The 12,802-nt window shown below is 49.0% G+C and carries 11 protein-coding genes; 8 read left to right on the top strand and 3 right to left on the bottom strand.

The window, feature by feature from the left end; translation table 11 throughout:
* Positions 1 to 332: 332 nt before the first annotated feature.
* From yehD to eno, 8 genes are all read left to right on the top strand, one after another.
* Positions 333 to 869 (top strand): fimbrial protein YehD, encoded by a 537-nt coding sequence (yehD, locus tag HV213_RS06470; RefSeq protein WP_181485092.1) that lies wholly within the window; start codon positions 333 to 335, stop codon positions 867 to 869.
* 54 nt (positions 870 to 923) lie between these two features.
* Positions 924 to 4,022, top strand: coding sequence for a fimbrial biogenesis outer membrane usher protein (locus tag HV213_RS06475; protein ID WP_228288594.1), 3,099 nt, complete (start codon positions 924 to 926; stop codon positions 4,020 to 4,022).
* Between the two features lie 12 nt (positions 4,023 to 4,034).
* Positions 4,035 to 4,292, top strand: coding sequence for a fimbrial protein (locus HV213_RS06480; RefSeq protein ID WP_181485093.1), 258 nt, complete (start codon positions 4,035 to 4,037; stop codon positions 4,290 to 4,292).
* 114 nt (positions 4,293 to 4,406) lie between these two features.
* A complete protein-coding gene (locus tag HV213_RS06485) occupies positions 4,407 to 5,057 on the top strand; it encodes a fimbrial protein (protein WP_181485094.1) in 651 nt (216 codons plus the stop codon).
* A 136-nt stretch (positions 5,058 to 5,193) separates the two neighbouring features.
* Positions 5,194 to 5,526 carry a hypothetical protein gene (locus HV213_RS06490; protein WP_181485328.1) on the top strand — a complete coding sequence of 111 codons (333 nt, stop codon included), beginning with the start codon at positions 5,194 to 5,196 and terminating at the stop codon, positions 5,524 to 5,526.
* 21 nt (positions 5,527 to 5,547) lie between these two features.
* Positions 5,548 to 6,354: a nucleoside triphosphate pyrophosphohydrolase gene (mazG, locus tag HV213_RS06495; RefSeq protein ID WP_181486346.1), complete on the top strand. Its 807-nt coding sequence runs from the start codon at positions 5,548 to 5,550 to the stop codon at positions 6,352 to 6,354.
* 226 nt (positions 6,355 to 6,580) lie between these two features.
* Entirely contained in the window at positions 6,581 to 8,218 is a 1,638-nt protein-coding gene (gene pyrG / locus HV213_RS06500; RefSeq protein WP_181485095.1) for a glutamine hydrolyzing CTP synthase, read from the top strand.
* A gap of 80 nt (positions 8,219 to 8,298) precedes the next feature.
* Entirely contained in the window at positions 8,299 to 9,597 is a 1,299-nt protein-coding gene (gene eno / locus HV213_RS06505) for a phosphopyruvate hydratase (RefSeq protein ID WP_110275870.1), read from the top strand.
* A gap of 768 nt (positions 9,598 to 10,365) precedes the next feature.
* Here the strand turns inward: eno and HV213_RS06510 are convergent.
* Genes HV213_RS06510 through HV213_RS06520 form a run of 3 tightly spaced genes read right to left on the bottom strand, consistent with a single transcriptional unit; the run spans position 10,366 to position 12,687 of the window.
* The gene (locus HV213_RS06510) at positions 10,366 to 11,154 is read right to left on the bottom strand and encodes a hypothetical protein (RefSeq protein WP_181485096.1); all 789 of its coding nucleotides are present in this window, start codon (positions 11,152 to 11,154) and stop codon (positions 10,366 to 10,368) included.
* Positions 11,155 to 11,179: 25 nt separating this feature from the next.
* Positions 11,180 to 12,082: a TPM domain-containing protein gene (locus HV213_RS06515; RefSeq protein WP_181485097.1), complete on the bottom strand. Its 903-nt coding sequence runs from the start codon at positions 12,080 to 12,082 to the stop codon at positions 11,180 to 11,182.
* Positions 12,083 to 12,096: 14 nt separating this feature from the next.
* Positions 12,097 to 12,687: a LemA family protein gene (locus tag HV213_RS06520; RefSeq protein WP_181485098.1), complete on the bottom strand. Its 591-nt coding sequence runs from the start codon at positions 12,685 to 12,687 to the stop codon at positions 12,097 to 12,099.
* Positions 12,688 to 12,802: the final 115 nt, after the last annotated feature.

Here is a 12,802-nt window from a genome sequence, read left to right on the forward strand (position 1 = left end):
TTTTTGCTTTGCTAACGGTAATGATGCTTTTACTGCAATCAGCAATCTATTTTTACATTTAGGTATTTTTGTATTTATTCTAAATTTCGATCATTTAATGATAAATATACGCATATTGAATATCTCTGGTTGAATTAAAATCATTATTGATCTGTGGGGTGAATATATTTTAATTAAAAGATCTACTCGTATTATGTTAATTATTTTAAATTGAGTTAAGTCAATAAAACTATTTTATTACATTGTGGCAACGTTTTTGTTGATGTATTTTCATTTGCACGGAATGACTAACACCAATACACAATTAGAATTATTTAAAAAAGGAATGTCTTATGAAAAAGTCAATGATTGCGGCCGTTGTCCTGTCTTCACTGTTTTCTGCACAATATGCTTTAGCAGCTGATACTGAAGAAGGAATATTACAAATTAACGGTGTTGTTTTGCCGACAACCTGTAAATTTACTGATGGGAATTCTCAGGCAACAATTACTATGGCTCCTGTAGGTAAAGCACAGTTTGCGGGATTAACGGCCGGGCAGTCCTATGTCGGATATTCAAATGATGCGAATCAGGAATTAAAGTTGAAGTGCGAAGGAAATAAAGTTCCTCAAATTTCATTTGTCACTACCGGATTTGATGCTACCCACCCAACAATTACTGCGGCAACCGGTGGGGCAAGCGGAGTGGGTTATACGTTGAAGCTGAATGGAACATCGGTTAATCCGAGAGATGGCGTAAAATTAACCGCCAATGCGACCGGGGAATATGACCTGAATTTCTCCGCACAATATGCGATTACTACTGCACCGGGTAATGTACAGGCTGGCAATGTGAACTCTACCGTTGTTATGCAGGTTAACACTGACTAAAGAATTTAGCCGACGGCCTGGCCGTCGGCTCATTTCCCCCGCAGGAATCTCACCATGAAACGTCTAATCGCATTATTATTGGTAAGCATGGTCATGCCTGCCTGGGGCGGCATTATTATTTACGGCACTCGGGTGATTTACCCCGCACAGAAAAAGGATATTACGGTTCAGATATTAAATGATGATTCGCGCAGTTCGCTGGTACAGGCATGGATTGATGATGGTGATGTCAGCATTCCGCCTGAAAAAATCAAGGTGCCATTTATGCTCACGCCGCCGGTTGTCCGGGTGGCCGGCGGTGCCGGGCAGCAGCTGAAAATTAAGATCCTGGCTAATCAACTGGCGACCAATCGTGAAAGCCTGTTCTATCTTAACGTCCTTGATATACCGCCGAACTCTGCGGAGGGTGAGAGTAAAAATCGCATTAAATTTGCGATGCAGAATCGGGTTAAATTCATTTATCGCCCGCAGGGGATTAGCGGGGTAGACAAAAAATCTTTTTCACGGCTCAAATTGAATCCAACCGCAGGTGGCATAAAAGTAAAAAATGAATCAGCCAACTGGATAGTTATTCCTTCTATTGAAAATAGCGGGAAAATAAACAATCAAACTTTGTTGCTGGCTCCACGCTCAGAGCAGTTGGTCCCTGTGAAAACATCTGCCAGCCGCTATACCGTGACGTTGATTGACGATCATGGAAATCTTTTAGCGCTTGCCGCCGGGCCAGCATATGCTGAAAAAGAAAGCTTTGATACCCATTTTATGGTCGGTGGGTTTAATGGTGAAAAGGTTGATGAATACTGGTTTGATGAAACAAAACCTTTGCCTGGCGATTATGAGTTGGATGTTTATTTGAACGATCAGTTTCGTGGTCGCTATGAAATTCATATTAAAGATGATGTTGATGCGACCTGCCTATCCCTGGCGCAAATAGAGGCGATGGGAATTGACACTAAAAATATATCGGCGATAAAAAAACAGGATTGTCTGCCATTAACGATAGCGGTGCAGGGCGGCTCAGTACATTATGATATAGGTCAATTTAACCTTTTTCTAAGCGTGCCGCAGATCTATATCCGGGAATATGAGGCGGGCTATATACCGCCGGAAAGTTGGGATCGGGGCGTTAACGCATTGTTTACATCTTATTATGCCAGCCAGTACTACAGCGATTATAAAAACGGCGGTTACAGTAAAAATAGTTATCTCAACTTTAATAGCGGAATGAATCTATTAGGCTGGCAGCTAAGGGCGACAACCAGTTTTACCCAAGCCAACGACGGTGCAGGGCAGTGGCATAGCAATACTGTTTATCTGGAGCGCGGTATCGCGCAAGTGCTTGGCACATTTCGCGCGGGAGATATGTATACCTCTTCCGATATGTTCGATTCTTTACGTTTTCGCGGCGTGCGCTGGTTTCGCGATATGCAAATGCTGCCAGATTCACAGCAAAATTTTACGCCAGTGGTTCGCGGTATTGCGCAGAGTAATGCCCTGGTCACCATCGAGCAAAACGGATTTGTCGTTTATCAGAAAGAGGTGCCGCCCGGTCCTTTTGCTCTTCAGGATCTGCATCTGTCCGGCGGCGGAGCCGATCTCGACGTCACGGTAAAAGAAGCGGATGGTTCTACCAGCCAATATTTGGTCCCGTACTCTTCGGTGCCGAATATGTTACAGCCAGGGGTCACGAAGTACGATTTCGTCGCTGGCCGCAGTCATGTAGAAGGCGCCAGCAACCAGGCTGATTTTTTACAAACCAGCTATCAGTATGGGCTGAATAACGTTCTGACCTTATACGGCGGGGTGATGGCGGCGGATCGTTATCATTCTGAAGTTATTGGCACCGGCTGGAATACGCCGATTGGCGCAGTGTCATTTGATGCCACCTTTTCGCATAGCAAACAGGACAATGGCGATGTCTTTGACGGGCAGAGCTATCAAATCGCCTGGAATAAATATATGCAGGCTACCGGCACCCATTTTGCGCTGGCGGCCTGGCGCTACTCTTCGCGTGGGTTTCGTACCTTTAATGATTATATCTGGGCGAATAACAAGCAGGAATACCAGCGGGATAACAATGATATCTACGATATTGGTGATTATTACACTGAAGATTTTGGCCGCAAAAATAGCTTTTCGGTCAACATCAGCCAGACGCTGCCGGACAATTGGGGGTCGCTTGCGCTAAGCGGTGTATGGCGAGATTACTGGCAGCATCAAGGGACAGGTAGAGATTATCAGTTCAGCTATAGCAATAGCTGGAAGCAGATAAGCTATACCCTTTCGGCCAGTCGTACGCAGAATGATGATGGCGAGCATGACAATCGCCTCAACCTATTTTTCTCTATCCCTTTCAACTGGGGAGACGGAATTACCACGCCACGTCGACATTTATCGCTAACTAACTCAACGACCTTTGAAGATAAATATCAATCGAATAACACCTGTCTTAGCGGGATTGTCGGCAACCGAGATCAGTTCAGCTATGGCGTTAATTTTAGCCAGCAACAACAGGGAAATGAAACTGCTGTTGGCGGCAATCTGGGCTGGCGCACGCCATTTACCACCCTGAACGGCAGCCTCAGTCAGTCGAACAAATATAATCAGGCAAGCGCCAGTATGCAGGGGGGAATTGTTGCCTGGTCCGGCGGGATTGAACTGAGCAATCAACTTTCCGATACCTTGGCCATTGTTCGTGCGCCAGGGTTAAAAGGCGCGGCGGTGCAGGGCCATCGTTATCTGACGACCGATAACCAGGGCAAAGCGATTTACAGTGGTTTAACGCCTTACCGGGAAAATTCGCTAACCCTCGATCTTTCACATACGGATAGCGATGTGGCGCTATTAGGCAATCGGCGGTCGCTGGCACCTTATCGCGGGGCGGTCGTACTGACGGAGTTTGAAACCGATAGTCGTAAACCCTGGTATTTGCGTGCGGAACGGGTCAACGGCGATCCGCTGCCTTTTGGTCACGAAGTGGCGAACGAGGCCGGGCAGTATATCGGCCTGGTGGGTCAGGGAAGTCTGCTATTTATGCGTGCTAACGAAATTCCATCGCAGATTCGCGTTGAGCTGGATAAGGCACAACAGCAGTTTTGCACCATCGCTCTTGAGAAGCATCTGGAAGATGGACGCGTTTATGTCTGCCGATAAGAGGATAGGGACATGATCAGAGTTTTAAATATATTTGGCGGCGTGCTGCTTCTCTTTTCAGGAATGTCTTTTGCAACCTGCAACTCGCCTGCTTCGCAAATCAGCCATTTCACGATCAACGCGGATGGTTCTGCGACGCAGTCGGCGATTCAGGTCAATTTTTCCGGGCTGTCGTGCACCAACAATACCACCGTCAACTACCCCAATTTTAGCGATGTGGTCATCGGTTTTAATGGTGGTGAGGATAAGTTTAAGCTGAAATTCGCCTAGCAAAGCGGCAACAGCGGCTCGCTGCAATCAAGCAATAACAGCATCAATATTGGCTTTACCGTGTCGGCGAGTCGGGATACCGGAACCGCAACATATACTAGTAGCGGTAATACCGTGACGATTCCGGGGGCGATGTTGGCTTCAACGGCTTCTAACACCGATTACAATAGCGCCTGGACTGCCTTTTTTTGGTGCGTAATCAACCCGTTGCAGTGGGGAACGTGTCGGGAGCGGTTTAGTCAGGCTCTGTATAAAGCAGGCGGCGCATTTTCTTCCGATTTGGTGGTGACCTACAATCGCATTGCCACCACCTGCAAACCAGAAAACCTGCAACTGGATCTCCATGCGATCCCCATCGGCAAAGTTCGCAGCTATGGCGTGGTGACCGAGAACAGCATGGGGGGGAATATCACTCTGAACTGCAACGCCAGCCAGACTAATCAAAAAGCGAACCGCACGGTGACGGTGTATCTGAAAAGCAGCACCTTGCTGGACACAGATCCTTCGATACTGCAGGCCAGCACGAATAACGGCGTTGGGTTTATCCTCGAAAACGGCTCCGGGCAGCGCATTGTTCTTGCTCGTGCTGGCGATGCCGTTAGCGGGGCGGTCACTAAGCTAGCGATTATTCCGAAGAGCACAACCGCCACTCTGGCGGCGAAACTACAAATCCCTGTTCGGGCGAAGTACTTTGTCTTCGACACAAATAAGAGTCGCTCGGGGACGTTATCCGCCACGGCGACTATCGTTGTGGAGCATCAATAGCGTCGCTATGTAGAAAATGACATCGTCGGTAAAAAAGCGCGGGTGCAATTTAGCCTGCGTTTTTTTATCATTGTGCACAGACATCGCTACCTTATGTTGCGCGCTGGCGGGATGCCCGTGCGCGGGACGTTCATTGATGAACCTGAGCTTCAGTTTTTTCGTGCTTTATCTCTTCTCCTCCCTCACGCTGATCGCCGTGCAATTCTGGCTATTTTTTGTCGTTTATTCGCCTACTGGATCGTTGATTTCGCATCTGATTTGCCGTGCTGGAAATGCCTTCGCGGTATTTGCGCAGCTTTGCCTGGCGGTCAATGGAAAGTTTCCTTTTGGCATACTTACATCGCAAATCCGCTATATTGACGACATGGTACGCGTGCTGGCTCTGATGTTTACACTGCTACACTGCATTATTTATATTTTCGTAATAAACGGCGGCTTGCCGAAACTCAGACGCGACTGGCGCGACTGATACTGTAAAGAGTTCAGAATGATGAATACGATAGTTAACAATGAAATGACAAGGCTGCTCGGCATTATGCAGCGCCTGCGCGACCCGGAAAATGGCTGCCCGTGGGACAAAGAGCAGACTTTTGCCACCATAGCCCCCTACACCCTCGAAGAGACCTATGAAGTGCTCGATGCTATCGCTCGGGAAGATTTCGACGATCTGCGCGGCGAGTTGGGTGATCTATTGTTCCAGGTGGTGTTCTATGCCCAGATGGCACAGGAAGAGGGGCGCTTTGATTTCAACGATATCTGCGCCGCCATCAGCGACAAGCTGGAGCGCCGTCACCCGCATATTTTCGGCGATGCTTCTGCGGGTAACAGCAGCGAAGTACTGGCGCGTTGGGAACAAATTAAAAGCGCTGAGAGAGCCGAAAAGTCCCAGCACTCTGCACTGGACGATATTCCGCATAGCCTGCCCGCGCTGATGCGTGCGCATAAAATCCAGCGACGCTGCTCGGCAGTAGGTTTTGATTGGACTTCGCTTGGCCCGGTTTTGGACAAAGTGCACGAAGAGATTGATGAAGTCATGCACGAGGCGCAGCAGGCGGTGATTGATGAGGCTAAACTGGAGGAGGAAGTCGGCGACTTGCTGTTCGCGACGGTCAACTTATCCCGCCATTTAGGGGTGAAAGCCGAAGTCGCACTGCAAAAAGCGAACCTCAAGTTCGAGCGCCGTTTCCGTGAAGTTGAGCGGATTGTCGCCGCGCGGGGCCTGGAAATGACCGGTGTTGACCTCGATACCATGGAAGATGTGTGGCAAGAGGTAAAACGCCAGGAAACTGATCTCTAAAGGGTTTTCGTGATCAAGCGCTATTTGTGTGATTTTTTAAATAACAAGCGCTTGATTTACGTCAAAAACATTTCGCCGAAAGCGGCTATTTTCTCACTCCCTGCGTTGTGTGGGCCTGATGAAAAGGAGGGATAATGAAAGTTTGTGGCGTTAGTCATGATCGGGTATACTGCTTTCCCGTCTTGGTTATTCCATCGTCTTTTAAACCTAACTTCTCAGGTTCAGCATGACAACGAACTATATTTTTGTGACCGGCGGGGTCGTATCCTCTCTGGGTAAAGGCATTGCCGCAGCTTCCCTGGCAGCCATTCTTGAAGCCCGTGGGCTTAACGTGACCATGATGAAACTGGATCCGTACATCAACGTCGATCCGGGCACCATGAGCCCAATCCAACACGGGGAAGTGTTCGTTACTGAAGACGGCGCTGAAACCGATCTGGACCTTGGCCACTATGAGCGTTTCATTCGCACCAAAATGAGCCGCCGTAACAACTTCACTACGGGTCGTATCTACTCCGACGTTCTGCGTAAAGAGCGCCGTGGCGATTATCTGGGCGCAACCGTACAGGTTATTCCGCATATCACCAACGCTATTAAAGAGCGCGTGCTGGCGGGCGGCGAAGGCCATGATGTGGTGCTGGTTGAAATTGGTGGTACCGTTGGCGATATCGAATCTCTGCCGTTCCTCGAAGCGATTCGCCAACTGGCGGTGGATATCGGTCGTGAAAACGCACTGTTTATGCATTTGACCCTGGTGCCGTACCTGGCCGCTGCGGGTGAAGTCAAAACCAAGCCGACCCAGCACTCCGTTAAAGAACTGCTCTCCATCGGTATTCAGCCTGATATTCTGGTCTGCCGCTCCGATCGCGCTATTCCGGCGAACGAACGTGCCAAAATTGCATTGTTCTGCAATGTGCCAGAAAAAGCCGTTATTTCGATGAAAGACGTCGATTCTATTTATAAAATTCCAGGCCTGTTGAAATCTCAGGGGCTGGACGATTATATTTGTAAACGATTCAGCTTAAGCTGTCCGGAAGCGAACCTGGCCGAATGGGAACAGGTTATTTACGAAGAAGCCAATCCGGCAGGTGAAGTCACCATTGGTATGGTCGGCAAGTACATTGAACTGCCGGATGCCTACAAATCGGTGATTGAAGCGCTGAAGCACGGTGGTCTGAAAAATCGCGTTACCGTCAACATCAAGCTGATCGATTCGCAAGATGTAGAAACGCGCGGCGTCGAAATTCTGAAAAATTTAGATGCTATCCTGATTCCTGGTGGCTTCGGCTATCGCGGGGTTGAAGGTAAGATTGCCACTGCGCGCTATGCACGTGAAAACAATATCCCATATCTGGGAATTTGCCTGGGTATGCAGGTTGCGCTGATTGAGTTCGCGCGCAACGTAGCGGGGATGGAAAACGCCAACTCCACGGAATTTGTGCCAGACTGTAAGTACCCGGTTGTGGCCCTTATTACCGAATGGCGTGATGAAGAAGGTAATGTCGAAGTCCGTTCTGATAAGAGCGACCTCGGCGGCACGATGCGTCTTGGGGCGCAGCAGTGCCAACTGGGTGACGATAGTCTGGTGCGCCAGCTGTACGGCGAACCAACCATTACCGAACGCCATCGCCACCGCTATGAAGTCAACAACATGCTGTTGAAACCGATTGAAAATGCGGGCCTGCGTATTGCGGGACGTTCCGGGGATGATCAGTTGGTCGAGATCATCGAGGTGCCGAATCATCCGTGGTTTGTTGCCTGTCAGTTCCATCCGGAGTTTACTTCGACGCCGCGTGATGGTCACCCGCTGTTTGCTGGCTTTGTGAAAGCCGCAGCCGAGTACCAGAAGCGTCAGGTGAAGTAAAAGAGTTAGAACGGCAATGCACCCATCCGGGTGCATTGTTTGTCTGGAGTTTTAGTTTAACTTGTACTGAGGAAAACCTAATGTCCAAAATCGTTAAAGTCATCGGTCGTGAAATCATCGACTCCCGTGGTAACCCGACTGTTGAAGCTGAAGTACACCTGGAAGGTGGTTTCGTCGGTATGGCAGCTGCTCCGTCAGGTGCTTCTACTGGTTCCCGCGAAGCGCTGGAACTGCGTGATGGCGACAAATCCCGTTTCATGGGTAAAGGCGTACTGAAAGCTGTTGGCGCGGTTAACGGCCCGATCGCTCAGGCAATCCTTGGCAAAGACGCCAAAGATCAGGCTGGCATCGACAAAATCATGATCGACCTGGACGGTACTGAAAACAAATCTAACTTCGGTGCGAACGCAATCCTGGCCGTATCTCTGGCTAACGCCAAAGCCGCTGCTGCTTCTAAAGGTCAGCCGCTGTATGAGCACATCGCTGAACTGAACGGCACCCCGGGCAAATACTCCATGCCGGTTCCGATGATGAACATCATCAACGGTGGCGAGCACGCAGACAACAACGTCGACATCCAGGAATTTATGATTCAGCCAGTTGGCGCTAAATCCCTGAAAGAAGCCGTACGTATGGGTTCTGAAGTGTTCCACAACCTGGCTAAAGTTCTGAAAGCTAAAGGTATGAACACTGCAGTTGGTGATGAAGGCGGCTACGCGCCGAACCTGGGTTCCAACGCTGAAGCACTGGCTGTTATCGCTGAAGCGGTTAAAGCTGCTGGCTACGAGCTGGGCACCGACATCACCCTGGCGATGGACTGTGCAGCTTCTGAATTCTACAAAGACGGTAAATACGTTCTGGCTGGCGAAGGCAACAAAGCGTTCACCTCTGAAGAATTCACTCACTTCCTGGAAGACCTGACCAAACAGTATCCGATCGTGTCTATCGAAGACGGTCTGGACGAATCTGATTGGGATGGTTTCGCATACCAGACTAAAGTACTGGGCGACAAAATCCAGCTGGTTGGTGACGATCTGTTCGTAACCAACACCAAGATCCTGAAAGAAGGTATCGACAAAGGCATCGTTAACTCCATCCTGATCAAATTCAACCAGATCGGTTCTCTGACCGAAACTCTGGCTGCGATCAAAATGGCGAAAGACGCTGGCTACACTGCCGTTATCTCTCACCGTTCAGGCGAAACTGAAGACGCTACCATTGCTGACCTGGCTGTTGGTACCGCTGCAGGCCAGATCAAAACCGGTTCTATGAGCCGTTCTGACCGCGTTGCTAAATACAACCAGCTGATTCGTATCGAAGAAGCTCTGGGCGAAAAAGCACCGTACAACGGTCGTAAAGAGATCAAAGGCCAGGCATAAGCCTGAACTTTCGTTCTGATGTTAAAACCCGCTTCGGCGGGTTTTTTTATGGCTTCTGTTTATTGATAATCTGCTGCTATGTATCGTGCGGTTGTATATCGGTGGGCAGAGTTTTTTAACAGTGCCGTGGAAATAACACTAATTTGGTAGAATTCAAGAAAGAATAGCTAATCTGAATTTTTATGATTTAAAATCAGTTGGTTAGATGCTCTTTAATAATGCGTCTTTGTAATGATTAGGTTGGTAGAATGTTGTTGTGAGAAAAAGTTTTTTATAAACAGATAAATATTCTTAGAGTGTTCCCCGCGCCAGCGGGGTGTCATATTTACTGGTTCAGTAGCATACCCGGGTATAAAAAGGACTCTTTCATCAGGTCGCGTAGTACCACGATATTCATTACCACCATTCCCACAATAATCATTATCCTGATAAATTTTTACCGTTTGTAACATATGAGACAAAGCCGTCGAGAGATACATTGCGAAAGCTCATACGTTTTCGCTGCCAGACCTTATAATCCCATCGGAGATCCTTTCTCTCGGGAGTGGGGTTGATTAAGCTATAAATACAAAAGTAAATAAGTACATCAAAAGCGATAAGCGATATCAGCATCGCCAGAACAGGCGTTCCCCAATGATTCGCGTCCATATCCTTGATCAGATAAATACTGGCAGCAAAATAGAGTGCACTGAAAATAAACTTACATAGCCTGGGGGGCTGGGCTAAAAAAGATTAATATGCATTTGTTTGCTCCTGAATAAGGCATAACTACCAGCGCCCGGATGCGCCGCCTCCCCCTGAAGAGCCGCCGCCGCCGCGAAAACCTCCGCCGGATGACGAGCCTGATGAACCTCCGCTCCCTCCGGATTTAAAGCCACCGCTGAGTACAATGACGACAATCGCCAGGACGGTGAGGATAAATTCTGCGAACCGACTTGCAGCATTTGCTAACCATTCGGTACCCAGGCAGAGGGCAAGGCTAATCAATGTGACCACGATGACCAGTACAATTACCGCTATCTTTCTCCTGTTTTTGGGTTCTTCAATTAAGTCGGAAGTGGGAGACGATGCGTGAGATTTTTTTCCTGCCCTGGCGGATTTCTTTTTTCCCTTCACGGCATCGCTTATTTCCGCGATTATTATGCGGCCGTAAACGAAAATATTACGTAGACGCGACAACAATGGCATAAATATCAACAGGCTGAAACTAAAGTTCCCAACCTGGCGCATGATAACGTCTTCCCGAAGAACGAAGGACCACATACTCATTGTGACCAGTGAAATCACGGCAATAATCGTTTTGCTACAGCCGAATCGGTATAAGGCGACGATGATAACCATCATCAGCAGCGTGAAGGTGAAGCAGGGGAGGGTCAGTTTCGGCTTGGCGAGTAAATGGTCCGCTAATGCGTCAAAGACGTCGCCTCCGCTCTCCGGCAGGTGAGTGGACATTTGTTCTGCCGCCGTCAACGTACTGGTGAGATCGGTAACCAGCGGCGTTTGGTCAGCAAACGCAGGCAATCCGCACAGCGCCAGCAATAAAAGAAGAATACGCATTATGATTCCCTTGCGTGGAGTCATGTTACCAGCGCCCGGACGCGCCACCGCCGCCTGAAGACCCGCCGCCGCCGCGAAAATTATCACGCGATGAGCGGCGAGTACGAACGCCGCTACGGCCTGAAGATCGACCGTTCTTTTGTTCGTTCGCGGTGTTTGATGCCCGGACTATTTTTCTGAAGGCTTTTCCGGCGGCGGTCGGCGTCAGCATAAGAATCAAAAACACGATAAACGGCGTGGCGAAGCTAAGCAGGGCGAACAGTTTCCCCCAGCCCGCCGCGTGGCCTGAAATGGGCAGCGCAAATGCCAGGACTATAGCTGTCAGACAAATCAGCCCCAGGGTTTTGAAGCTGCCTTTTATGGCGATTCCCAGCAACGCCACGGTCCAAATGAGCAGCGCCCAGCCCCCATTGAACGGCATGGGCTTGTTCGCAGGGACGATCGAAACTGCGTTTGCTGGCTGCTGTTCACCGTTGGCGAGGTATCCCCCGATAGCGGCAACCCCTAGCTGCAGCCCAGCCATCAGATCACCATTTTTAAACGCCGGAATAATCTTCTGACGGATAATTTGCCCGGCCTGAGCGTCGGTTAGCGTGCCTTCGAGACCATATCCGACTTCAATACGTATGGTATGATCCTGCCAGGCGACCAGCAGTAAAATGCCGTCATCGCGCTTCTGGTCGCCCAGTTTCCAGGCGTCAAAAACTCGGGTGGTATATTGCTCAATCGTTTCTTCGCCGCTGGTCGGTACCACCAGAATGGCCACCTGGCCGGGTATCGCACGAACCTCTTGTGTCAGAGCGTTGGTTTGCGCCTCGCTGAGCGTGCGGGTTAAATCCGTCACCTGATAGCGCAGTTCCGGAACAGGAACAGGTTCGGCGAATGATTGAAAACTAAAGACAATCAATAAAAACACGATGACGCGCACGGCTTAACCTCCTGTTAATGCTGGCTGAAATCAACAGTCGGCGCTTTGCTGATAGAGGCGACATCATCCGGTAGATAATTCTTCTTCGGCTGGTAATCCATAACCTTTGCCGTCATGACGGCAGGAAACTGGCGGATGGTGATATTATATTTTTCAATAGATTTAATATAACGACCGCGCGCGACCGTAATACGGTTTTCGCTGCCTTCCAGTTGAGTCATCAGATCCTTATATAACTCTTGCGCTTTTAATTCAGGATAACGTTCGCTGATAATGGTTAATTGCCCAAGAGAACGGGTCAGGTGCATTTGCGCTTGCTGCCAGGCGGCTAAGTTTTGCGCATCATCGGGGGCCTGCTGCAGTTTACCACTGGCAAGATTAGCCTGAGCACGAGCCAGCGTCACCGCTTCCAGCACCTCACTTTCATGGCTGGCGTAACCCTTTACGCTGGCGACAAGGTTAGGGATCAGATCTGCGCGGCGCTGGTACTGGTTAAGAACCTCCGACCAGGCTGAGTTGGTTTGTTCATCATAGGCCTGGATATCGTTATAGCCGCAGCCGGATAAATTCACTATAAATATAAAAATAACAAATATTCTGAGCATGTCATATCCTTTTGAATTATTGCTCCCTCAGCATATATTAAGCATGATTGGTTATAATTTTATCTAATTATTTTCTGAATTTTAGCCAGTAATTATTTAAATGAAACACTCTGTA

Source organism: Klebsiella sp. RHBSTW-00484, from assembly GCF_013705725.1.
In the GTDB taxonomy this organism is placed as follows: Bacteria; Pseudomonadota; Gammaproteobacteria; order Enterobacterales; family Enterobacteriaceae; genus Klebsiella.